A 23,378-nucleotide genomic window follows, 5' to 3' on the forward strand; every position below is an offset into this window, starting at 1 on the left:
AAATATTCATCTGCATGCCTTCTCCCACCTCCCCCTACATCGGCCGCTTCGCCCCCTCCCCCTCAGGCCCCCTGCACATGGGTTCGCTCGTTGCCGCCATGGCCAGTTATCTCGATGCGAAGGTGCATCAAGGAACGTGGCTGCTGCGCATCGAGGATCTGGACTATGACCGTAATGTCGAGGGTGCCGATCTGGGCATCCTGGCCAGCCTGCAACGCTGCGGCATGCAGTGGGATGGCGAGGCGACGTGGCAGAGCAAGCGCTTGCCGCTGTACGAGGCGGCGCTGAAGCAGTTGCAGGACGATGGCCTCGTGTATGCGTGCGGCTGTTCGCGCAAGGAAATCCAGGATTCGGTACTGCAGGCGGGTGGCCCCAAGGGTGGGGCCGCCGTGTATCCGGGCACTTGCCGCCATGGCTTGGCGCCGGGCAAGGCGGCACGGGCCTTGCGGCTGCGGGTGCCGCAGGGAGCCGAAGCCGTGTACGCCTTTGCCGACCGCTGGGCGGGTCCGCAGCGGCAGGACCTGGCCAGCGAGGTGGGCGACTTCATCGTGCTGCGCGGCGATGGTTACTGGGCGTATCAGCTGGCCGTCGTGGTCGACGATGGCGCGCAGGGCATCACGCAGGTGGTGCGCGGCGCGGATTTGCTCGATTCCACGCCGCGCCAGCTGTATCTGCAGGATGTGCTGGGCTTGCCCCACCCCGGTTTCCTGCACGTGCCTGTCGTCACGAACGACAGCGGCGAAAAGCTGTCCAAACAGACGGGCGCCCTCGCCTTTGATACGGCAAGCAATGCTGCCGACCTGCTGGCGTCGGCCTTGCTGCCGGCCGCCCGCTTCCTCGGTCTCGACGTACGCGCCGAGTCCATCGACGATTTCTGGCGGCAAGCCATTCCCGCGTGGGCGCGGCGGCTGGCGCAGCTTCCCGAGCACCCATAAAAAAACCCGCCACGGCGAACCGGGCGGGTAGCAATGCAGGCGCCAGCACATGGCCGGCACCTGGTATCAGGCAATTAGAAGTTGCCCTTGAACTGCACACCAAACTGACGTGGCTCATTGATGAAGCCCGTGCGGTTGTTGAAGTCGATGGCGCCCGTGATACGCTGGGTGTCGGTGATGTTGCGGCCAAAAACGGCCATTTCATACTTGCCGGCATCCCAGGTGTAGCCCACGCGCAAGCCGCCTTCGACCATCGGCTTGCCGGTGAACTCGGTTGCCTCGTACAGGAAGAAGTTGATCTTGCTGCGGTAAGCCCAGTCCGTGAAGACGAAGAATTCGCCGTTTTCCATCGGAATCGAATAACGGCCCGTGGCGGTAACCGTCCACTTCGGCGCTTGCGGCAACGGATTGCCATTGATGATGGCGTTGCCGGCGGCGTTTTTAGGATCGGTCACGGTGCAGCTGCGGCACGGGGTTACCGACAGGCTCGGATCCTTGATTTCCGTGAAGTTATAGCTGCCGCCCAGGGACATCTTCAGGCTAGGCGTGACAAAACCTTCCAGTTCCAGTTCCGCGCCGCGGCCATTCGTCTTGGCTGCGTTGATCAAACGCGTCACGTTCGCGGTGCCGCCAACGACCGTCAATTGCTGATTTTTCACCTGGTAGTTGTACAGGCTGAACGCGACACGGGCGCGGCGCTCGAACAGGTCGGCCTTGATGCCCGCTTCGACCGAGGTAATGGTTTCCGCATCGGCCACGGTCACGGGCACATCCTTGCTGGCTGGCGCGATACTTGGCGCGCGGAAACCGGTAGCGATACGGCCGTAGAAGTTCACGTCCTTGTTGTACTTGTAGGTACCGCTCAGGTCCCAGTTGACCTTGGCTTTGCTGACATCGGCGCTGCTCGGATTCTTTTGATCGATGTTGTAGACCGATACCGTGTCAAAATCCTTCTTGTCCTTGGTGTAGCGCAAGCCGGCACGCAGCATGAAGTCATCGTTGACGGCATAGTTGACGGAACCGAAGGTGGCCCAGGCACTGTTTTTCTGGCGGCTGGCCAGGTGCGAAACGAGCGCATGGTCGCTACCGCCGAAATTATCCGTGTAGCCGTTGGCATCTTCGTTGAAGTAGTACACGCCAGCCTGCCAATTGAGCGGACCGGCATTTTTCGATTCGGCGCGGAATTCTTGCGAGTACTGTTTCACGCTGCTGATGCCGCCAGCCGTTTCCACCGGGAATGGAATCGCTGGCACCATGCCTTTTGCGCCACCGTCGATGTCGCCATGCGACACATACTTGCCCACGCGTTCGAAACCGGTGATCGAGTACAGCTTGACGCCGTCGAGTTCCCAGCTCAGGCGAGCACTGGCGCCATTGGTGCGCAGTTCCTGGAAATTCAAGGCATCGGTGTAGGATTTGGTCGGATTGAAACCGTCGACCAGGTCATTCGTGCCCAGCTTGATGGCGTTGGCGAAGAACACGCGCGCGCTGCCCGTGGTGCTGCGTTGATGTACGTTGAACAGGGCGTTGAACGTGCCGTTCGGCGCATACATCAATTGCACGCGTTCCGCGTGTTCGTTGTAGCCGTCCAGCGCATTTTTCTGGCCCGTAAACGTGTTATCGACGTAATCGTCGCGGTGCTGACGCAAGGTCGAAACACGCATCGCCCATTCTTTGCTCAGCGGCACGTTGACGGCGCCGTCGAAATTGGTGGTGTTGTGCGTGGCGGCGGAAACGTTGTAATAGCCTTCAACCTTGTCCAGGTTCGGCTTGACGGATTCGAACTTGACCACGCCGGCAGGCGTATTGCGGCCGAACAAGGTGCCTTGCGGGCCGCGCAGCACTTCCACGCCAGCCACGTCGAAAATCGGATAGCCCTTGAGGATAGGGTTTTCTTGCACGACATCGTCGTAAATCAGGGAAACAGGTTGCGATGCAAAGATGTTGAAGTCGGTATTGCCGTAGCCGCGGATGTAGAAGCGGGGGAAGGTGCGGCCATTCGACGATTCCACGTTCAGGCTCGGCACTTTGCCGGCCAGCACGCGAATGTCTTGTCCACCGGACACCAGCACGTCGAGCTTTTCATCACGCAGCAGCGACACGGAGACGGGCACGTCGCGGATATTTTCCTTGCGGCGCTGCGCCGTCACGGTCACGGTTTCCAGCTGGCTGGCGGCAGGGGTCGTATCAGCAGCGACTTCATCAGCATAAGCCGAGCCGATAGGCAAGGCAGCGGACAGTGCCAGCATAGCAGCGCTTTTGGCGCACAAACGCTTGTGCATCTTGGACATCTTGATCATGTTGTTTCCCAGAAGTTTAAAAAAGAATTGCGAAACCTGTCTCCGGGTTATGTACGGCGCTGGATGATCGTTTGCACCATTTTGGTGCAACAGCGCGAGCGGATGTTTCTCCGCTCTCGGCGTCACTGGCTCTGCCCTGGCTGTCGTCCAAGCTGACAGCGGTTCTGGCCGCATCTCCGGGATGTCTGATGAACACCAACTTTTAAGTAAGGCGCCAATTTAATTCAAGCGCCTTATGCGCTGCAAGAATATTGTTATGTAAAATATTCATTCATCAACATAAAGGCCAGACTAGTGGTTATTCAGCCACATTAGCGTGCTCGCCTTGCTATTTCCTCCGATGCCATGCCGCGTGACGCACCTTTTCGCCAGGCCAGCCGAAAGCGGAATTGCTGCCCTGCGAGACAGCCCCGAGGGTAAAAATAGTTGTAATATCGCCAGAATGAAGTTGCCAGGCCGCCCCATTCCAGTGCGGCGGCGGCCCCCTGCACCATCATCGATAGCCTCCATGCCAGAACCCAGCCAGCCCAGCAACGCCGTTCCGTCTTCCACCGTCGCCGCCCAGGCGGCGCATCTACTGCTGAGCGCCCATTGCGACATCGTCTGGAGCACGAAAACCTTCGGCCTGTTCGATGCCGACCAGCCATCCTGGCGCGCCTTCACGGGCCAGACCGAGGCCGAACTGCTGGGCCGCGGCTGGGTCAATGCCCTGCATCCGGACGACCGCAACTTGCCTTACGTCATGCCATCGCACCTGACCAGCGTGTTCGAAGCGGAATACCGGCTGCGCCACGTCAGCGGCGCCTACCGCAACATGCTCGTGCGCATGCTGCCCGTGCTGGCGCCCGACGGCAGCATCGTTGAATGGCTGGGCTCGCATAGCGACGTGACGCGGCAACGGCAGACGGAACAGCGGCTGCGCCTGGCCATGCAGGGCGGCCGCATGGGTACGTGGGAGATCGACCTGGGCAGCGGCAGCATGGCCGGCTCCGACGCCTTCAAGGCGAATCTGGGCTTGCCGCCTGACAGCCGCATCGATTACGCGCAGCTGACGGGCGCCATGCTCGACGGCGACCTGCAGCACTGGCAAACGGTGGTGCACGCGGCCATCGCCAGCGCCAGCGATTTCGAAATCGACATCCGCGTGCGCTGGCCCGACGGTTCACTGCACTGGGCGCACATGCGCGGCACCTGCGCCAGCGATGGCGCCGGCAACGTGATCGCCCTGTCCGGCATCTCGCTCGACTTGACGACCAGCAAGCAGAACGAGGAAACCCTGCGCCTGACCCTGGCGGCCGGCGAAGTGGCCACTTGGAACTGGGACATCGTTGCCGACCGGGTCACGGCCGACAGCAATATGGCGCGCTTGTTCCCCGTCAATGCCGATGCGGCCACGGCGCCGCCGCTGGCGCGCTACCTGGACATCATCCATCCCGATGACCGCGAGCAAGTCAGCGCGCAGATTGCCCAGGCGCTGAAGGCGCACACGCCGTTCGAGGCCAGCTACCGCGTCGGCGCCGGCGATGGCCAGTACCGCTCGGTCATCGCGCGGGGCCGCGCGGAATACGCGCCCGATGGCACGCCCCTGCAATTGCCCGGCGTCCTGCTCGACATCACGCGCCAGAAACAGGTGGAAGATGCGCTGCGCCGCAGCGAGGAACGCTACCGCACCCTGATCGAGCTGATGGACCAGGCGTTTTGCGTCATCGAAATGCTGTACGACGAGCAAGGCCGCCCCATCGATTTCCGCTACCTGGAAGGCAACCCCGCCTTCGTCAAGCAATCAGGACTGGACAATGCCATCGGCAAGACCATCCGCAGCTTCGTGCCCGACCATGACCAGCACTGGTTCGACATGTACGACCAGGTCGTCAAGACCGGCGAGCCCGTGCGCTACGAAAACGAAGCCGTGGCCATGGAGCGCTGGTTCGAAGTCTTCGCCGCGCGCCTGGGCGGCCCCGGCAGCCGCCTGCTGACGGTGTTGTTCAGCGACATCAGCGAGCGCAAGCGTTCTGAGCAGCAATTGCGCCAGCTGGCCGACAACCTGTCCGAAATGGACCGGCGCAAGACGGAATTCCTGGCCACGCTGGCGCATGAACTGCGCAACCCGCTGGCGCCCATCCGCAACGGCTTGCAAATCATGCGCCTGGCCGCCGACAAGCCCGCCACCGTGGCGAGAGTGCGCGACGTGATGGAGCGGCAAGTCAATCAGATGGTGCATCTGGTCAATGATTTGCTGGACGTGGCACGCATCACGCGGGGCCAGATCGAACTCAAGCTGGAACGCGCGGACTTGAAAACCATCATCGCCAGCGCCGTGGAAACGAGCATGCCGCTGATCGAGGCCAGCCGCCATCAATTGCAGGTGCAAGTCGATGAGCAAGCGCTGCCGCTCGAGGCCGACCCCACGCGCCTGGCGCAAGTGCTGGGCAATCTGCTCAACAATGCCGCCAAGTACACGCCGGCCGGCGGCCAGATCAGCTTGCGCGCGCGGCGCGATGGCAATGAGGCATTGATCGAGGTCAAGGACAGCGGCGTCGGCATCCCCGCCGAGTCGATCACGACCGTGTTTGACATGTTCACCCAGGTGGGACAGAACATGGGCCGCGCGCAGGGCGGGCTGGGCATCGGCCTGTCGCTGGTGCGGCGCCTGGCCGAGTTGCATGGCGGCAGCGCCACGGCGGCCAGTCCCGGCGCCGGCCTGGGCAGCACCTTCAGCGTGCGCCTGCCCCTGCTGGCGGAGGCAGCGGCAGCGCCCGCAACAGTGGCCACGCCCGCCAGCACCGCCGGCGGTCCGCATTTCCGCGTGCTGGTGGTCGACGACAATGTCGATGCGGCCGATACCCTTGCCGCCGTGCTCGACATGATGGGCCATGTCACGCAAGTGGCCCACGACGGCGCACAGGCCCTGGCCGTGGCGCCGCAATTTTTACCGGACGTCATCTTCCTCGACATCGGCTTGCCCGGCATGAACGGCTACGAAGTGGCGCGCGCGTTGCGCCGGATACCGGCCGGCGCCAACGTCGTGCTCGTTGCCTTGACGGGCTGGGGCGCCGAAAACGACCGCAGCCAATCGAGTGCGGCCGGCTTCGACCACCATCTGACCAAACCGGCCAACCTGCTTGCCATCGGCGAACTGCTGGCCACCCTTTCCACTCCAACAACACTGACCGACCATGACTGAATCCCTGAACCACGTCCGCCGCCACCTCCTGCTGGCCGGCGGCACCGCCCTGCTGTGCCCAACACCGCTGCTGTTTGCCGCGCCCGCCACCGGTATCGCCGCTGCCCAGACGCAGCTGGCCGCGCTGGAACAGGCCGCAGGCGGACGCCTCGGCGTTGCCGCCTGGCGCCACGGCAGCGAGCTGCGCGTTGCGTATCGCGCCGACGAACGCTTTCCCCTGGCCAGCACCTTCAAGGCGATGTTGGCGGGCGCCGTGCTGGCCCGCAGCGTCAGCCAGCCGGGTTTGCTGGACCAGCACGTGCGTTACGAGAAAAAGGAATTGGTCACGTATTCGCCCATCACGGAAAAGCATCTGGCCGACGGCATGAACGTGGCCGACCTGTGCGCCGCCACCTTGCAGTACAGCGACAATAGTGCGGCCAATTTCTTGATGAAAATATTGGGCGGACCGCAAGCCGTGACGGCGTTTGCGCGCAGCATCGGCAATACGGTGTTCCAGCTGGAACGCTGGGAAACGGAATTGAATAGCGCCATCCCCGGCGAAGTGCGCGACACGGCCAGCCCCGCATCCATGGCGCACAGCTTACAGCAATTGTTATTGGGAAATAGTTTGCCTGCGCCGCAGCGCCAGCAACTGGATGCCTGGATGCGCGGCAACACGACGGGCGACAAGCGCATCCGCGCCGGCGTGCCTGCCGGCTGGCAGGTGGCGGATAAAACGGGTTCGGGCGCGTATGGCAGCGTCAACGACATCGGCGTCGCCTACCCGGCCAGCGGCGCGCCGCTGATCATCGCCGTGTACTACACGCGCGAACAGAAAAAAGCGGACACGAACCAGGACATCATCACGGCCGCCACGCGCATCGTGGCCGCCGCATTGACGTAATTACTTCGGTAACGCGGCCATGAAGCCTGCATACGTGGACCAGGCGGGGTCGGCCGCGCTGCGGATTTCAATCGGGAACTTTGGACGCGGCGCCAGCGCCGTGTTCAGGCGATTGAAGAATTCTTCGCCCGACTGCGTGTAATAGATCCATTCGCGCAGATTTTCACCCGTCGACACCAGCGCCAGCGTGGCGAAGCCTTGCTCTTCCACCACGGGCGCCAGCACCGCTTCCAGCTCTTCCATGTGCTCGCGCTCGTTCGGCGCGGGCATGCCCGTCTCGTCCTCATAACGCCAGGCGATGATGATGCGGTCCGGCTGCGACGACAGGTCCCAATCGTCATGGAAAGTGTCGACATAGCGGTAGATGATGGCCATCTCGTCGCTATGCGTGACGATGGTGCCCCAGCTGCGGGCGGAAGTGGAATTTTCGTTCATGGTTGCAACAGTCAAAAAAACAATCGAGGGGGCGCAGCTTACAGCACTGGCGGGCAAGTCACATTCCACGCGTCATACTGGGCGCCGCTCTTGCGCAGCCAGACGCGGGCGTAGCTGTCGCGATCGCTCTTGAACACGAGCGCATAGCGCTCTTCGGCACGCGGTGCGGCGGCGCCCACGTCGACGGCCGCCAGCGAAAACTTCAGCGCCCGCAACGGGGCGCAGGCCGTATTGCCCGCCATCAATAAGCGCGCCCGCTCCAGCAGCGGCTTCTGGTACAGCAGCACGCCTTCCAGTTCCGCATCGGGGACGCGCTGCAGCATGCGCACGGGTTCGGCCACGGGGCGGCAAGTGCCGCGGTCGAGCCAGGCAAAATATTCCATGCCCGCCTCCTGCCAGCGCGCCTGCTTGCCCTCGCCGTGCAGCACGAACTTGGTGCGCTGCGTGCGGCACAGCGCGCCATGACCGCGATACGGCGCCGTTTCCACGCTGCCCACCACTTCGCTGCCGCGTCCGCCCACCACGGGCACGCTCTCGAACACAGTGCGCGCAGCCGGCTCGCCCGGATATTGCTGCGCATAAAATTCCAGCAAGGACGCGCGCTGCTGCGCATCCACCGCCACCGCCTCGGCGGCACTGGCAGAGAGGCACACAGCCGACACTACGCACAGCGCCAAGGGGCGCACGATATATCTAGGCATGGATCCAAGCATGGCATTCCTTCAATCGACGTTCAAGGGCGGGTATCGCCCAAGCGCAGATTATATAGTTACCAGGAAATACCAGGAGGAGCGGACGTCAGGACGTGCGGAAGCTGGCGCCGCCAGCGAGCAACTTGGCGCCACAGGTGGTGCTATCGCCTTCGAAGGCGATAGCGATGCCATTGATGCTGTGCCGGGATGAGCCGCTGGCAATCTTGCAACCCTGATGTCCCTTGATGGGGCAGCTGCACAAGTCCCCGACGCAGGCGACAGGAATCCCATTGACCGTAAAATGCGTGGCGGCACAACTGAGCACCTTGCCGCCGTGCGAAGTGGCGTCTCCCAACCGGATGACCTTGCGCATGCTGCCTCCAGAATCATTGTCCCGCCTGGCTTTCCAGGATGGCTTCCACCGATGGCGCCGCGTAGTTTGCGGGGTCGACGGCTGGCGTGATACGGCTGCGGAAGATATCGCCGCCGGCATCCTGTTTCTTGCGGGTTGCGTCCGATGGCGGCGTAATGAAGATAATGCTCGCCTCGTTATTGTCGCGCAGATTGATCGCCGCACTGGCGCCACCGTCGCGATAGCTGCCCAGCACGCCGATGGCCATCTGCACGAACCAGGTGGCCGCACCGGTATTGCCCAGGCGATGATCGGTATTGATGAACTGCGCGCTCTTGCCGCTGTCGATTTCCGGGCCGCCCTGTGCCGCGTAATCGTGCAACATGCCTTCCAGCATCAGCAACTGTTCCGGCTGCTTGCCCGTACCGGCCACGATGCGCGCCGGCCCCTTGCCGCGCTCCGCTTCCGGCAAGGTCTGCAGTGCCTGCTTCCAGCCTGCATTGAGTATCTTCTGGCGCGCATCACGCCGCGTGACAGGCTTGCCTTCCTCATCCGTAAATTTGACGAATACGGGCCGGTGCACGAAACCGAACGAGGGCAAGAGGTCGAAGGTTTCCATCTGTTCCCGGTTCCATGGAATGGGGAACCACGGCGTCGGTTTCCAGTCGCGCGGCGGACGATTTTCCCATGGGTTGAGTTTATCGAAGGTATGCAAGCCCACGCCACGGATATCGGGCCGCTGAGCGAAGGCGGCGGCGGCGGCGAGCCATTCGGCGACGGTGGGTTGACGAGGTATGGAAGGAAAATCCGCTCCTAATTCCTTATCTGGTTTCGCCAGAGATTCCATCAATTGATAATACATCGCTCTGAATTGCTCTTGTACAAACTTATTTCCGGGGTCGCCCCATATCGCTGGCCGCAAAAGTTCAACACGTTCGCGCCGTGCCAGCACAAATGCCACGGTGGTATCGGGCATATCAGGTATGTAATATCCGTCCTGCAACATCTTTACATCCCCTTTCGCGCGAATACCATCTCTCGTCCCTGCACTATCATCTGCCATCAGAACCACGTATGGCACATCAGGATGGGTATCAAAAAACTCAAATATGTTCAGTAGCAATTGATCAGGATGTTCAGCCAGACTCCAGGGAGCTATCGAAAACAGATGCCATGCCATGCCGGAAGTCCCCGCGCCGGCAATCAATCCCGCCATCGGTACTCCAGCTTCAGGCTGTTGCTTAGAATCACGAATTGGTGGGCCAGCATAAAATGACGGCACTCCCCAATACAACGGTGTAAAGTTGATTCCATTCTCCATCGCATCGTATGCACGCCCTCCGCTCACCCCGTTTTTATCCAAGGCGCTCCACGCGTACTTGCTCTTATCCTGTTCTCTGATAGAAGTAAAAGCGCTTCCTTCTTGTAAGGCATCCCATAGCTTGGCTTGCCGATACCTATCAAAGGTCACACCAAGGCCTATCACTTCCAAGACGTATTCATCCCGTGATGTCGTACCATCTACACTCTCTTTCTGAACCTGCGCAGATTTCTTTTTTGATGCTGACTCTCGCTCATTTGCTTGTGCCGACACACTGACCCACCTAACAAATAGGACAAGAAACAGTACTAGCAATGGAATACCAATCCAACGAACGACGGTCATGATGACCTCCTGTTCTAACTATTGAGTGGTATCGCTCTTCAGTTAATCGCAGAGCGAGCAAAAAAGTATAGCAATCTAAAATCATTCAAATTTTCGACTTCTTGACGTCAGAAGTTTTTTTCCCGCTTTTAGTCTCTGATATGACGATTTTCCACAAAGGCCCTGTCAGCAACGGTAAATCAGCGGGTAAAACACCTGAGTTGTAATAAGATATGTTCCCTTTAATTACATTTTTTCTCCAACTATTTTCCGTATCAAAATACATACGAAAAGTCTCAAGAAACTCGGACCATAAAAGGATTCCTGGCCGTCGTTTTCCGCCTTCATACGATATCTTCACCCGCCAATCCGCCACCGCACATAGATATGCATAGAACTGCGGATCAGAACTGGCCTTGCCGCTGCCAATCGCCACGTCATATGCGGTCACTTGGCTATGATTCTTCGCGCTACCGATAATGGAGCTATGAAAAGACTTGGCGCTAACCTCCCGCTGCCAGCGCAACCGTGCCTCATTCGGACTTTCCTGGATGGTTGCCAAGACATTTCCTTCCGTGTAGCGTGTAGCGGCAATGACCTTGCGTTGATCGAGCGGCCCTTTGCCATCGAGTTTCTTTTCCTTGTTATAGGCAGTCGTCATCAAGCCCAATTCGGCCCCGCGTATGGCTTCATCGCGCTCTGGAAACCGGCGATAACCGGCCGGATCCGGGCGATCCTCGGCGGTTGTGTGCAGGCCGCTCCCGCTGGTAAGTGCCACTGATGCATCGCAGGGATCGACTTCCTCCACAGGTCCCTGATCTTCCGCTTTACGGTTTCGCATCATGGAAGTTTTGGGAATATTGGGCGTATCGATTGGCGAGGTACCGCGCAAATCGGCCGGCACCGGCTTTTTCAATGTTTCGCCAGTGATGGTGCGTATGCCGTTACGCTGTTCCGTCTTGCTCAACCTGGTATTGATAGGCCAGGCCACCGCCTTGTGTTGTGCACGGTATTTTCGTAATGAAACATCGACGTGTGCCTGTTCGCTTTCTGTCGTGAGGCGCAGTGGAAAATCAAAAGGCGGTGGCTTGCCTACCAACGACACCGTGAACTTTCCAGTGGCAGGATCCAGCCTAGTCTTGTTGCTGAATATTCGTTGATAAAATCTGCTGCCCAGTTCCGCCAGCGCATTACGTACCTGCTCGCGCTCCACGATGCGGGTATGTCCAGTAAAAACACTATTTCCATCGATACTGGACGTCTCATCTTCCTCTATGAGTTCACTTCCCATTGCATAATCCGGCACGCCATCCCACCCTATGCCCTGGATGTTGTCCAGCGCCACTGTCATATCTTCAGGGCAAAAATACAGATAGACTTTGCGGCGATTGTCGCGGTCGTCTGCACTCTGCCAGCGGCTGCCGACCATGCCACGATATTCGTCCTTCTTCAGGTCGGCAAACGACGGCTTGCATGCCTGGCCGTTGCCCTTCGCCACGCCGGCAACTATATTCACCAAGGTCTTCAGGCGCGCGCCCATGGTCTGCGCACCACTGAGCAAATGGTAATAGGACTTCATTGCCACATCCTCGCCGCCGTCGAACCAGGCGGCACCTCGCATCAACAGGGGCAGGCTGTCCACCAGGCTGTACGGCGGATGCGTGAGTATCAGATTATCGGCCGGCGCCAGTCCCTTTTCCATCAGCATGGCTTGCGCCAGCAGCGACAGCAGGCAACCCTGGCTATGTGCAACGATGCTGACGGTGTCTTCCGCGTCATAATCGCGGATCATGGAAATGAGTGCGGCCAGGCGCTGCGCCGCCAGCACCATGTACATGCGCCCGGGCGCCGTCCTCAGGGGCCGCAAAGCATCGCCCATGGGATCCGCAGGTGCATAGATCCCCGGACGCCACATGTCGGGTAAGCTGCTGGTGGCGTTGCCGAAAGGACCTCCTTCCTTGGACAGGTCCTTGTCGAGGCGGTTGCCGTAGCGGTCGACGAACTGGCCGTTGATATTGCTGCATTTCACTCCCACTTCGCGGTAGCCCCAGTAAAATGGAATCACGGGACTGTTGGTGTCCTTGGCAATCGTGCGCTTGAAGAAGACGGCGTCGGGATCGTCTTCCAGCCTGTCCTTGTCCGCCGCCACGGGCATGCGGTAAGACGCGGCCGTAAAGCCGCGACCCAGCCTTTGCGTCAGTCCTTCGCACAAGCCCTCTTCCACCGCCTTGTAGCTGACGCCCACATCGTTGACGCCATGAATGACGATGATATTGCCCGGCAGATTGCGGCGTATCTTGACCTTCTTGCACACGCTGCGTTCGCAATGCAGGATCGCCACATCGTCGCCCACGACATACGGCACTGTCGGATAACTGCCCATCGCACTCTCCTGGCGTCATCAATCCTTGTTGTTGAACACTTCGATGGCGGCCAGATGCATCGCCGTGCGCTCCAGCACGTCCGTCTTGCCGCGCCCATCGCTGCAGCCATCCGTCGCTGAACCATCGCCCAGCTTCACTGCAAAGTGCGCCTGCGGCGCCAGCTGCGGTTCTTGCGGCACGCCATCGACGGGACTGTCGTCGCCCTCGTATTGAAAAATGAATTGCTGGTCGGTCTTGCCCTCGGCAAAGTTTGGCAATTGCACCGCCATGCTCTGCGGATCATTGAAAACGAAGTTGGGTGCATTGAAATTCAGCGGCGACTTGCTGCCGAAGGTGATGCCATCGGCGATGCGGATAAAGGCGCCGTGCTTGGAGATCAACACGATTTCATCGGCCATGCCCGTCAGCTTGCCGTCGCTGGCCGTCAATTTCAGGTTTTTCCCCGCATTCAGTTCCATGTCGTCATGCTGGCTTTGCAGCAGGAACTTGCCATGGTGCGCGATGGCGCGGATGCCGTCCGCATGGGAAAACAGCGATATGCCCTTGCCCGCATTCACGCTATAGCGCTGGCCCGCGACCGTTTGCAGATGCTGCTGCGCCACCGTATCGATATTGCTGGCGGCGTAGCTGACGATGGCCTTCGAACTGGCAAAGCTGATGCCGGCGGGCGCCGTGACGGCAATCGCCGCCGCACCGCCCAGTTCGGCGCGGGGCTCCGTATTGCTGCCGCCTTCCCAATTTTTTAAACTTTGCTGCAATGCCTGCTGCGCCTGGTCTTCCTGTTCCAGTGCCTGATGCGCCACCGCATAGCTGCCCAGCGAGCGAAACAATTCCAGGCAGTTTTCCATCAGGCCCAGATATTCGCTGCGCGCCATATGGCTGCCATCGCCATTCAGGCGCTTCCAGGCCGAAATCAGCATGCCCTTGCCCGCCCGCATGGCCATTTGCTCGTCGGTACGCAACTCGGCACCCTCGCCGCGCGCCGTGCCCTGGCCGTTGCGCCTTTCCTGCGTCAGCCAGCCCAGGTTGAGCTGAGTGGAACCATGATCGCTGGCAAGCTGGGCATTGATTTGCCCATGGACATCATCAAAACGCAGCTGGTTGCCACGCGTGCCCTTGATTTCGCGGCTCTTAATGCCGGACAAGTAACGGTTACCGGGCAAGTCGCCTGCCTTGCTCAGGGCGATCGGCTGCGCGTTGTGGTTGTACAGCTGGCCGACGACGATAGGCCGGTCCGGATCGCCCCCCAGAAAGGCCAGCAGGACTTCGCTGCCCACGCGGGGCAAGCCCAGGTAGCCGCATTGCTGCATGCTGCCAGGTCCGTTCCCCGCCCAGTTCGACGCGACGCGTATCCAGGCCGAATCGGCATCCGTGTCGGAGGCGCCCGTGCCGCCCGCATGCTCGTGGTCCAGCTTGCGCGTGGCGGGAAAACGAACCTTGACCCGGCCCATCGCGTCGCAATGAACTTCCTCATTCGCCGGTCCCACCACCACAGCGCTTTGCATGGCGACTGACGGCAGGTCGATACGCGTGTCATAGGATGGGACGATGGGCACGCCGCGCCGCACGGCAGTCAGTGCAATATGCATGCGCAGGGGGCCATCATCCACCGCCGCCGCCAGTTCGCGCTGCGACAGCGCTATATCATCGGCCAGCCAGCGGTTGCGGGCAAACAGGCGTGCTACCCTGGCGGCAAGCTCTCTGGGTAAGTTATTTTGCGCTGCCACCTGCAGCGATGTAACGACAAAATCACGCTCGGCCGCCGGCAAGGCGTCAATGTCCGGGTGCTCGGCCAGGCTGAAGTATTCGCCCGGGCACAGGTCGCGCACACTGCCTTCGGCGTGAAAGCAATGGCTCTCGTAATCGTGCTGCTGCATGGCCAGCATGCCCAGCTGGCACAAGGCCTCATGATCGATGCCCGCGCGCGGCGACAGCACGCGGTAATCATCAAGCGTGGCGGCAACGGCATTGCCATGCATGCCCTGCTGTCCACGCCCCAAGGCATCGGCAGTCATGAACGGCCGCGCGCGCGGGTGTTCTTCATTCCAGCTATGGCGCGTCACCTTGCCCGCCTGCAGCTTGCGCACTTCGCTCCACGACGTCAGGGTGTCGCGCTGCTCCGTCGCGCGGTCCGCGTGATAGCGCACGGTATCCGCCATGTTTTTCCGCAAGCCATCGGCATGGTTGAATAGCACCAGGGTATGCGCCGGCTCGGCATGCGTATCCGTATTGCCCACCGCACGAAAAAACCAGGCGACGCCGCTACGCTTGAGCAAGCGGCGCACGAAGGCTGCATCGGATTCATTGTGCTGCATGACAAATTCACGCTGCGGATACGTTTGCGCCTCGAAGAAATCGGCAAATGCATACTGGAAGGCGTGCGCCAGCACGGTATTGCTGCGTATCCACTCGTCGAGCAGGGTCTTGACGATCTCGATATCCGTCAGGCGCCGGAAGACGCGCGTATTGCAGCGCTTCTCCATGATGGCGAAGGCATCCGTCAGCACCAGCTGGTAGCTGGCCAGCGCGCCATCGCTGTCGCCGGCACTGGCTTGCGTGACGAGGCCGCAGATACTGCGCAGCCGGCCCTGATCCGTCACGATATCGATGGCGGCTGGCAAGGCAATCAAACTACTGAGCGGCAAGTCGGCATGCGTCGAGACACACAGCACACGGTAATCGATACCGCCACAGATCGCCTCGCTGCCGGCGATACGCTGCGGTATCAGCACGCCGGCGGGCACCTTGGGCGAGACACCCAGGCGCAGGCGCAAGGGACGCTGGGCACCCGATATCGACTCGTCACCGTCCATGGAGTTCTCCTCATTCGCACTTGCATTTAGAGCCTATCCCAGTAGATGAATACATCTCCCGCTGGCGCGCCTCAGAATCGGGGACTGCGTTGATCGTCGTTGCGTGGCTCGCCACGCGTCCTCCTCACGCCTTGTCCGCGCTCCTGATGTGCTGCCAGCAGAAGACGCTCCCTACTGGGATATGCTCTTAATCAAGCTGGAGAACCGACAATGCCATGAGATGGCAAGGAAATACTTGATATTTAGTAAGAATCCGCCAAGGTTCCCACTACTTCCGTCAAGCTTTGCCGCTTGGCCGCCAGCGCCGCATCCGCCAGGCTCCATTGCTCCAGCCGCAACGCATACGCGGGCGTCATCATCCAGCCGAACACTTCCGCCTTGTCTTCCTCGGGGCCGTAGGCTGCGTACAGGCTGACGAGGCCCGGCTGCGGGTGGCCCAGGTTCTGGAAGCCCTTGCCATAGGCCGTGGCGCCGCCCTGGCCGTAGGCTGTGCCGGGCGGGTTCAGGGCCAGCCAGGCTGGGTCGCGGTAATAGAAATCGTTGAACAGCCGGTATTCGATGAAGTGGTAATACTCGTGGTGCACGCGCAGCTCCATGCCGGACGGACACATCGCGGCCAGCAGGTTGTCGGCGTAGACGACGCTGTCGATTTCCGGCGCCGGCATGGCCAGGCGGCGCTGGCCGTCCACGCTCAAATCCTTGACCAGGACGACGTGGCGCAAGCCCGTGCGCGCGAAGACGCCGGCCGGGTAGCGCTCCATGGCCGGCAAGACGATGCTGAGCAGCAATTGCAGCCCGGCACGGTCCTGCTCCGACTCCGTAAAGGCGTGCGCCGCGCTGCCGGGCATGGACAAGGTCCAGGCGGGCGCCAGTTGCAAGGCCGCCAGGCGCGCCGTGGCGATGGCCTGCAACTGCGCCACGCTGGCGTCCCTGGGCGCGACGGGGGCGTAGCGCACATTCCAGTCGCATTCGCTGCGCATGCTGTCTTGCTGGGCGGCACGCTCGAACGCTTGCGCGTCGGCGGCCGATGGCGCGGGCGGACCGCCACTGGCGCAAGCGGACAGCAAGGCGAAGGCAAGGCAGGACAGCAGGCGGCAAGCGGGCATGGGAATCTTCACAGGAATAAAAATGGGGCGCAATCGCGGCGCCCCATTCTACAAGCTTCAGTTCCCTACGCCATCAGCGCTGGTAATTCTTGAAGAAATTCCAGCTGATCACGGTGGCGTCCGGGCCCAGCTCGTCGCTGAATGGCCAGCCGGGAGGGCCGCCACTCCACGCGTGGTTCATGCCCTCGACCGTGTACTTTTGCGCGATGACGGCGCCGTTGTGCAGGTAGGTGTCGATGGAATAGCTGCGGCCATACGGCACCGTCTGACGCACGATGCTGTCGGCACGGTAGCGCACGCTGTCATTGTCGAGGCCATCGTCGCCGTAATCGCTCGTTTGCAGGAATTGCTCGATGGTTTGCTCGCCATTGATCGGGTTGACGACGATGTCGGAAGTGCCGTGGAACACCATCGTCGGCATCAGCCGGCGCGGCGACCCCGAGCAGCGCCAGGCATCCTTGCCGCGCACTTTCGGATCGAAGGAACTGCCGTTGAACAGGGAATCGGCGGCCGTGATCATGCCCGTGGCGCCCTTGTACATGCCGCCCGAATGCACCATCACGGCGGCGAACACGTCCGAATAGCAGGCGGCCATGATGGACGCCATGGCGCCGCCGGCCGAGATGCCCGTCACATACACGCGGCTGTCCTGCACCGCATACTTGCTCTTGACCTTGTTCAATATGCCCATCAGCACGGCCGGTTCGCCCGTGCCCCGCTCCTGGTTCAGCGGCAACATGAAATTCCAGCAGCGCATCGGGTTGGCCGTGACGTTCTGGCGCGGATAGACGACGATGAAGTTTTCGCTGTCGGCCAGCTGGTTGTAGCGGCTGACGGCGGCCATGCTGTTGGGCTCGGAGCCGCAGCCGTGCAGCATCAACACGACGGGCAGCGGCGTGTTCGGATTGTAGTTGCTCGGTAGCCAGACCTGGTACTCGCGCGAGCCCCACAGGCTCGCGTACAGGCCGAAGTCCCACTGGCCGGCTGCGGCCGGCAGCGCGGCCAGCAAGCCGCAGGCGGCGATGAGTGCAGATAATAAGTGACGCAGTTGCTGATTCAGATGTGCCATGCCAGTCTCCTGATTATTATTAAGGACGAAAACAGCGACAACAAACCGGCTTGATGCATATCAAGCCGGCACTTCTACAAGCGCTTAAAATTTGTAGCCTGCCTTGGCGATGATCTGGCGCGGCGGGCCATAGAAACCGTCGAGGATGAACAGCGCAGGAATGTTGTAGCCATCCGTGCGATAGCGTTTATTGCCCAGATTGCTGCCATGCAAGCTAAAGGTCCAGTTCTTCGGCGCTTCCCAGACGACGCCAGCCGTCCACATGCTGTAGCCGCCCTGCGCCAGCACTTCGCTCAAGTCCGTGGTCGGATACACCTTGCTGCGGTAGCCGTAGCCGACCATGCTGCGCAGGGCGCCGCCGAACACGTCGCGGTCCGTGCGCGTCAGGTTCAAGCCCACTTGCCGGCGCGGCGTATTGCTGAACTTTTGCGTATCCGCAATGTTCTTGCCGCCGCTCATGAACTCGTCATAGCTGGCGTTCAGCAAGGCGAGGAAGCCGTTGACTTCCCACTGGCGGTTCGGCCGCCACGAGAATTCGAACTCCGCGCCTTTCACGGTGGCCTTGCCCGCATTCGTGAAGTCGCCATAGAAACCGGGCAAGCCGCCCGGCTGCACGTAGCTGGTGAAGACGGACAACTGAATATCCTTGTAGCGGTTGTAGAACAGGGCCACGTTGGCGTCGAAGGTATCATCCGGCGCCGCGTACTTCATGCCCACTTCCAGCGCATCGAGTTTTTCATCCTTGTACGGGCGCGCGGAATCGGGCACCACCAGGTTGTTGGCGCGCACGTTGTAGCCGCCCGACTTGAAGCCGCGCGACAAGTTGCTGTAGAAATTCGTCGTCTTCGACGCTTCATAGCGCACGGACAGTTTCGGCGAGGTATTGCTGACCGACAAAGACTTGTCGAAATCGGCCGCCGTCTGGATCGGCCGCGTAAAGCTCACGTCGGCAAAAGCACGGTTGAGCACGATGGCGCGCTTTTCCTCGCGCGTGTGGCGCAAGCCCGCATTGATGCTCCACGCCTTGCCCACGGGCCAGGTCCAGTCAGTGTACAGCGCCGTGCTGTCCGTCTCCACCGTGCTGACGGCGGCCTGGAACTGGCGTCCCAGGAAATTGTTGTAGATGCCGCCGCCGGCCGTGCCTTCGAAACGGTACAGGCCGATCACACCGGCGCCATAGTCGCCGCTGTAGGAGGCCTGCAATTCCAGGCTTTTCTGCTCGTCGCGCGAGTCGCCGAACACGTCGGCGATGGGCTGCGGCAAGCCGTCGAAGTCGATGGTTTGCTCGGACGTGCTGCGCCGCTTGGCGCCGATCACTTTCACGGACCAGTCGTTCGACAAGGTGTAGTTGGCCACCAGCGAACCGCCCCGGTTGTGCGTGAAGTTGTTGCCCGGCATGCCGCTCTGGATGTCATACGCATCCGTGCTGGGCGGACGCTTGAGCGGATCGAAAGCGCTCACGCCCATGCGCTGGAAACCGCGCACGCCCGATTTGTCGTCCGTGGCGTCCAGGCTCAGCACGACGGTCAAGGGGATGTCCTGCGGGAAGTAACCAACGGACAGGCGCGCGGCCGTGCTGTCCTGGTCGCTGACCTGTTCTCCGTTAAACGTGTTGCGGCCGAAACCGTCACGGTCCAGCTTGGCAGCCGCCAGGCGCGCGCGCCACGTGCCGTTTTCGTTGGCCACGTTGAAGGCGGCCTTGAAGTTGCGCTGGTTGTAGTTGCCGAGGCCCACTTCCGCCGAGGCGCCGTTTTCCTTCGCCAGTGGACGCGAGATGTATTTGATGGCGCCGCCGATGGTGTTCTTGCCATACAAGGTGCCTTGCGGGCCGCGCAGCACTTCGATGCGCTGCACGTCGAACACATCGAGCAGCGCGCCTTGCGGACGGGCCATGTAGACGTCGTCGAAATAAATGCCCACGCCCGGGTCCACGCCCCAGACGGGGTCGGCCTGGCCGACGCCGCGGATAAACGCCGTCAGGGTGGTGTTCGTGCCGCGCGAAGCGTACACGGTCAGGTTCGGCACGCGCTCCTGCAAATCGGCCAGGTTCTGGATATTCGCCCGTTCCAGGGCCTTGGCGGAAAACGCCGTGACGGCCAGCGGCACGTCCTGCAGACGCTCTTCGCGGCGGCGGGCAGAGACCGTCACGGTTTCCATGCGTTCTTTCGCATCGCTGGCTTCCTGGGCGCTGACGGCAGTTGCCGGGTTGGCTTCCTGCGCCTGGGCCTGGGTGGCAAACGCGCCGGCAACGGCGAGGGCGACGGGCATCAATTTCAAAGCAAGTTTCATAGCGTCTCCAATGTCAGGCTTGCTTACCGCCAGGGAAAACGGCCGGATTCCAGAATCGCAAGACGTAACAGTACCCGCGCGCAAAAAGCGTGCACCTGCCCTGCAATGACTGTGTTCCGGCCCTCGGCCCGTGCGGCGAGTGGCCTGTTTATTTTGAATTTATGGTAAGGAAGGACTGCAACAAGGTATTCACACGCTGCGCCTGGTCCAGGGGCGTGGCGTGGCGCGAGTTCGCGATGATCTCGATCTCGCACTGCTGAAACTGTGCGGCAAAGGCCCGCTTGCTGGCGACGGGCGTGTAATCCTGGTCCGCCGCCATGATCAGGATGGGCATGGCCAGGGCCTGGAAATGGATGTCGATATCCCAGTGGAAAATGGCGTCCAGCGCGGCCAGGTAGGCGCGCTTGTCCATGCCCGCCATCTGCGTGGCGAAGCGCTCGACGAGGGCTTGCTGTTCAGGATCGGGAAACAGTTTCTTGCCAATGATCTTGCCCATGGCTTTCAAGCCGAAGGTGGCGATCACCGTGCGGCGCAGCCAGTAGGCAAACAGCAGCGCGGCCGGTTTGCTGCCCTGGAACGGTTGGGAATTGATCAGGCACAAACTGGCGACCCTGCCGGGGGCGCGGTTGGCCATTTCCAGGCCCACCATGCCGCCCAGCGAAAAGCCGACGATGTGCGCGCGCGCCACGTCGAGCTGGTCCATCAGGTTGAAGAGGTCGTTGGCGAAGTCGCCGATCTGCCAGTCGCCGTTGGGCGCCGGACTGGCGCCATGGCCGCGCAGGTCGGGCACGATCAAGCGATGGCTGCTGCCGAGGGCGTCGATTTGCGGGCGCCAGTCTTCGGCGCAGGAACCGAGACCGTGCAACAAAAACACGGGATCGCCCTGCCCTGCCTGTGTGCCGGGACCGAGGTCGAGATAATGCAATGGAACATCGGATGTCGTGTGACGCCGCATTCTGTCTCCTTGCTGTTGAACATGCTTTGTGTTCAGGTGCAGGAATATATTTTCCTGCTGTTGGAAAACATAATACGGAATCCGAATTCCGATTTCAAGTTAAATCGGTAAATATCTCAAGTCAGGTAATTTAAAGCAACACGTACCAGCTCATCTTCCAGCGCGGCCGCCGACAGGAAGGACAGCGAACCCGACAACACGTGCTGGTTCAGGATGCCCAGCAGCACGGGCGGCACCACCATCATCGCCTGCGTGGGATTCGGATGGCGGATGCTGGCCGACTTGCTGGCCAGCACGGCAACCGTGCGCTGCGAGATCAGATGGTTGATCTGGTGCACCTTGTCGCGGAACTGCGCATCCTGCGAGCAGCGCGTGATCAGGGCGCGCAGCACGCCGCGCCGGCCCATGTTGACGGCCACGAACATGGCCACCATGGCGCGGATGAAGTCTTCCAGGCTGCGCCCTTCCCACTGGCGCAGCTCCGTCAGGGTTTCGACCTTTTCCACCATGTCGGAAAAAAAGCGCTGCAGCAGCAAGCGGCTCAAGGTGTCCTTGTCGCCCAACAAACGGTAAAACGTGCCCACCGAGGTTTCCGCCAGTTTTGCCAGGTCGGCCACGCCGATTTCATCGAAACGGTTTTCCGCCAGCAACTGTTCACCCACCAGCAGCAAGCGCTCGAAGGCCAGCTTGCTGCGCGCCTGGGTGGGCTCGGGTGGAACGATCAACTGCGGGAAGGGCATCGGGAAGGAAGGCATGCGGCGTCGGCGTCTCGAAATAGTGGAACCTAAGTTCCGTTATGGATGCGCGTATTGTAACGCGGGAGACGGCCGATGGGGAGCGCCGCGTGGCGCCCTCGCGTGCACTAGCGGCCCTGCCACTCCATGTAGACGTCGGCGCGCTGGTAATGGGCGTCGCCGGCCGGCCGCGCCACGTGCGTAAAACCGCTGCTTTCATACAGGCGGATGGCGGGCGCCAGCTTGCTGTTCGATTCCAGGAACAGCAGTTGCGCGCCGCTGGCCTCGAAGGCGTCGAAGGCCCGTTCGATCAGGCGGCGCGCGATGCCCAAGCCCTGGCACTCGGGGGTGACGGCCATCTTCGACAGCTCGATACTGGCGTCGCCGCCGCGGATCAGGGCACAGGTACCGACGATGCGGCCATCCAGGCGCGCGAGGAAGATCTGCCCGCCAGCATCCAGGATCGAGCGTTGCGGATCGGACAGCACCTTGTCGTCCAGCGCCTCGACATAGAAATACCGCTCCAGCCAGGCGATGTTCAGCCGCTTGAAGTCTGCCGCGTATTGCGGCTCGTAATCGATGATTTCCACGGCCGCCCGCTCGCGCTGACGCCGGCAAGCAGCGATGGTTTCGCCGAAACCTTGCGTCTGCAGGCGCGCTTCGGCCCGGTCCAGGGTGGCCATCAGTTGCGGCGTACCGTGTTCGAACACCGTATCGACGGCCGCGCGCACATCGTCCCACAGGGGCGCCATGTTGCGCAGCAACGCTTGCCCGGCGTCGGACAGCGCCAGCAAGCGCCGCCGCTCATCCTTGGCGTCCGGCATCTCCGCCACCACGCCGGCATCGAGCAGCTTGCGCCCCAGTTGCACCACCACCGGGTGCGTCTGCCCGATCTGCGCGGCCAGGGCCGTGATCGCCGTCGGGCCGTTGTCGCGCAGCAGCAATAACAAGGGGAAACAACGCGACGTCAGCTCGACGCCGGCGGCCAGATAGCTGGTATCGACGCCCGCATACAGTTGATCGGAAAGACGGCGCAGGCGGCTGGCCAGCATCAGGGAGCCGTAGGTTTGCAAGTTGGAAGACATGTTGGGCGGGGTATATGTAAGTAGTTACGTATACCCTAACGTAAACGGGCTTTCCAGGTCAAGGGCAGGCTTGCCTACTCCTCATCTTCCGCCAGCGCCTCCTGCAGCCTGGCCTGAAACACGGTCTCGACCAGCTCTTCCAGTCCCGGCCACACCTGCGTCAGCCAGCGCTTGCCCTCTGCGCTCACCGCCACATACGGCGCATCGCGCGTGGCGCAGGCCAGGCCGATGGCGATGACTTGCCCCGCATCGTCCAGGCCGCCCGCGATCATGGCGTCGATCGGCAAGGCGATCAGCTCGGCGGTCAGATGCGGACGCAGCAGGCAGGCGGGCGCGATGATGGCGAACGATGCTTCCACGTAACTCCAGCAGTTGGTGGGCCAGTGGGCGGCTTTGACGGCGCCGAGGAAGGCCGCGTCGCCGATGGCATCCGGATGGGCTTGCGCCTGCGCATAAAAGGCGGCCAGGGCGACGAGTTGGGGCGGGGAAGTCCAGGTGGGCATGGGGTAGGAGG

The 23,378-nt window shown here is 61.5% G+C and carries 17 protein-coding genes; 3 read left to right on the forward strand and 14 right to left on the reverse strand.

Annotation, left to right across the window (positions count from 1 at the left end; translation table 11 throughout):
• The first annotated feature begins 14 nt into the window (after window positions 1-14).
• A complete protein-coding gene (gene gluQRS, locus O3301_RS16400) occupies window positions 15-935 on the forward strand; it encodes a tRNA glutamyl-Q(34) synthetase GluQRS (protein WP_305056883.1) in 921 nt (306 codons plus the stop codon).
• A 74-nt stretch (window positions 936-1,009) separates the two neighbouring features.
• Here the strand turns inward: gluQRS and O3301_RS16405 are convergent, their stop codons facing one another.
• On the reverse strand, window positions 1,010-3,235 hold the full coding sequence (locus tag O3301_RS16405; RefSeq protein ID WP_305056884.1) for a TonB-dependent receptor: 2,226 nt from the start codon (window positions 3,233-3,235) through the stop codon (window positions 1,010-1,012).
• A gap of 508 nt (window positions 3,236-3,743) precedes the next feature.
• Here O3301_RS16405 and O3301_RS16410 point away from each other — a divergent pair.
• Together O3301_RS16410 and bla are read left to right on the forward strand one after the other, a co-directional pair.
• A complete protein-coding gene (locus O3301_RS16410; protein ID WP_305056885.1) occupies window positions 3,744-6,419 on the forward strand; it encodes a PAS domain-containing protein in 2,676 nt (891 codons plus the stop codon).
• Complete coding sequence (gene bla / locus O3301_RS16415; RefSeq protein WP_305056886.1) at window positions 6,412-7,305, forward strand: class A beta-lactamase; 894 nt, start codon at window positions 6,412-6,414, stop codon at window positions 7,303-7,305. Before O3301_RS16410 ends, bla begins: the two co-directional genes overlap by 8 nt.
• On the opposite strand, the gene O3301_RS16420 is transcribed toward bla, so the two are convergent.
• The 13 genes from O3301_RS16420 to O3301_RS16480 all read right to left on the reverse strand — a co-directional run bounded on the left by O3301_RS16420 (window position 7,306) and on the right by O3301_RS16480 (window position 23,367).
• Complete coding sequence (locus tag O3301_RS16420) at window positions 7,306-7,740, reverse strand: DUF695 domain-containing protein (protein WP_305056887.1); 435 nt, start codon at window positions 7,738-7,740, stop codon at window positions 7,306-7,308.
• A gap of 38 nt (window positions 7,741-7,778) precedes the next feature.
• Entirely contained in the window at window positions 7,779-8,441 is a 663-nt protein-coding gene (locus O3301_RS16425; RefSeq protein WP_143451377.1) for a hypothetical protein, read from the reverse strand.
• 97 nt (window positions 8,442-8,538) lie between these two features.
• A complete protein-coding gene (locus O3301_RS16430) occupies window positions 8,539-8,805 on the reverse strand; it encodes a PAAR domain-containing protein (protein WP_099665253.1) in 267 nt (88 codons plus the stop codon).
• 13 nt (window positions 8,806-8,818) lie between these two features.
• A complete protein-coding gene (locus tag O3301_RS16435) occupies window positions 8,819-10,450 on the reverse strand; it encodes a DUF2875 family protein (RefSeq protein ID WP_305056888.1) in 1,632 nt (543 codons plus the stop codon).
• Window positions 10,451-10,535: 85 nt separating this feature from the next.
• Window positions 10,536-12,812, reverse strand: coding sequence for a DUF3274 domain-containing protein (locus tag O3301_RS16440; protein WP_305056889.1), 2,277 nt, complete (start codon window positions 12,810-12,812; stop codon window positions 10,536-10,538).
• An 18-nt stretch (window positions 12,813-12,830) separates the two neighbouring features.
• The gene (locus O3301_RS16445) at window positions 12,831-15,626 is read right to left on the reverse strand and encodes a type VI secretion system Vgr family protein (protein ID WP_305056890.1); all 2,796 of its coding nucleotides are present in this window, start codon (window positions 15,624-15,626) and stop codon (window positions 12,831-12,833) included.
• A 242-nt stretch (window positions 15,627-15,868) separates the two neighbouring features.
• Window positions 15,869-16,732: a hypothetical protein gene (locus tag O3301_RS16450; RefSeq protein WP_305056891.1), complete on the reverse strand. Its 864-nt coding sequence runs from the start codon at window positions 16,730-16,732 to the stop codon at window positions 15,869-15,871.
• Between the two features lie 73 nt (window positions 16,733-16,805).
• Window positions 16,806-17,801, reverse strand: a complete 996-nt coding sequence (locus tag O3301_RS16455; protein WP_305056892.1) for a PHB depolymerase family esterase — start codon at window positions 17,799-17,801, stop codon at window positions 16,806-16,808.
• Between the two features lie 84 nt (window positions 17,802-17,885).
• Window positions 17,886-20,090, reverse strand: coding sequence for a TonB-dependent receptor (locus O3301_RS16460; RefSeq protein ID WP_305056893.1), 2,205 nt, complete (start codon window positions 20,088-20,090; stop codon window positions 17,886-17,888).
• A 148-nt stretch (window positions 20,091-20,238) separates the two neighbouring features.
• On the reverse strand, window positions 20,239-21,045 hold the full coding sequence (locus O3301_RS16465) for an alpha/beta fold hydrolase (RefSeq protein WP_305056894.1): 807 nt from the start codon (window positions 21,043-21,045) through the stop codon (window positions 20,239-20,241).
• A 116-nt stretch (window positions 21,046-21,161) separates the two neighbouring features.
• The gene (locus tag O3301_RS16470; protein WP_218965280.1) at window positions 21,162-21,800 is read right to left on the reverse strand and encodes a TetR/AcrR family transcriptional regulator; all 639 of its coding nucleotides are present in this window, start codon (window positions 21,798-21,800) and stop codon (window positions 21,162-21,164) included.
• Window positions 21,801-21,907: 107 nt separating this feature from the next.
• Window positions 21,908-22,864: a bifunctional helix-turn-helix transcriptional regulator/GNAT family N-acetyltransferase gene (locus tag O3301_RS16475; protein WP_305056895.1), complete on the reverse strand. Its 957-nt coding sequence runs from the start codon at window positions 22,862-22,864 to the stop codon at window positions 21,908-21,910.
• 74 nt (window positions 22,865-22,938) lie between these two features.
• Window positions 22,939-23,367: a hypothetical protein gene (locus tag O3301_RS16480; RefSeq protein ID WP_305056896.1), complete on the reverse strand. Its 429-nt coding sequence runs from the start codon at window positions 23,365-23,367 to the stop codon at window positions 22,939-22,941.
• Window positions 23,368-23,378: the final 11 nt, after the last annotated feature.

This window comes from Janthinobacterium sp. SUN211 (assembly GCF_030587315.1).
GTDB lineage: Bacteria > Pseudomonadota > Gammaproteobacteria > Burkholderiales > Burkholderiaceae_D > Janthinobacterium > Janthinobacterium kumbetense.

Bases quoted from the DNA above. Each gene is read 5' to 3' on its own strand.
- O3301_RS16425 (WP_143451377.1), bottom strand. From the start codon at position 8,441: ATGCCTAGATATATCGTGCGCCCCTTGGCGCTGTGCGTAGTGTCGGCT.
- O3301_RS16445 (WP_305056890.1), bottom strand. From the start codon at position 15,626: ATGGACGGTGACGAGTCGATATCGGGTGCCCAGCGTCCCTTGCGCCTG.
- O3301_RS16465 (WP_305056894.1), bottom strand. From the start codon at position 21,045: ATGCGGCGTCACACGACATCCGATGTTCCATTGCATTATCTCGACCTC.
- O3301_RS16450 (WP_305056891.1), bottom strand. From the start codon at position 16,732: ATGCCCGCTTGCCGCCTGCTGTCCTGCCTTGCCTTCGCCTTGCTGTCC.
- O3301_RS16410 (WP_305056885.1), top strand. From the start codon at position 3,744: ATGCCAGAACCCAGCCAGCCCAGCAACGCCGTTCCGTCTTCCACCGTC.
- gluQRS (WP_305056883.1), top strand. From the start codon at position 15: ATGCCTTCTCCCACCTCCCCCTACATCGGCCGCTTCGCCCCCTCCCCC.
- O3301_RS16480 (WP_305056896.1), bottom strand. From the start codon at position 23,367: ATGCCCACCTGGACTTCCCCGCCCCAACTCGTCGCCCTGGCCGCCTTT.
- O3301_RS16460 (WP_305056893.1), bottom strand. From the start codon at position 20,090: ATGAAACTTGCTTTGAAATTGATGCCCGTCGCCCTCGCCGTTGCCGGC.
- O3301_RS16440 (WP_305056889.1), bottom strand. From the start codon at position 12,812: ATGGGCAGTTATCCGACAGTGCCGTATGTCGTGGGCGACGATGTGGCG.
- bla (WP_305056886.1), top strand. From the start codon at position 6,412: ATGACTGAATCCCTGAACCACGTCCGCCGCCACCTCCTGCTGGCCGGC.
- O3301_RS16420 (WP_305056887.1), bottom strand. From the start codon at position 7,740: ATGAACGAAAATTCCACTTCCGCCCGCAGCTGGGGCACCATCGTCACG.
- O3301_RS16435 (WP_305056888.1), bottom strand. From the start codon at position 10,450: ATGACCGTCGTTCGTTGGATTGGTATTCCATTGCTAGTACTGTTTCTT.
- O3301_RS16475 (WP_305056895.1), bottom strand. From the start codon at position 22,864: ATGTCTTCCAACTTGCAAACCTACGGCTCCCTGATGCTGGCCAGCCGC.
- O3301_RS16430 (WP_099665253.1), bottom strand. From the start codon at position 8,805: ATGCGCAAGGTCATCCGGTTGGGAGACGCCACTTCGCACGGCGGCAAG.
- O3301_RS16470 (WP_218965280.1), bottom strand. From the start codon at position 21,800: ATGCCTTCCTTCCCGATGCCCTTCCCGCAGTTGATCGTTCCACCCGAG.
- O3301_RS16455 (WP_305056892.1), bottom strand. From the start codon at position 17,801: ATGGCACATCTGAATCAGCAACTGCGTCACTTATTATCTGCACTCATC.
- O3301_RS16405 (WP_305056884.1), bottom strand. From the start codon at position 3,235: ATGATCAAGATGTCCAAGATGCACAAGCGTTTGTGCGCCAAAAGCGCT.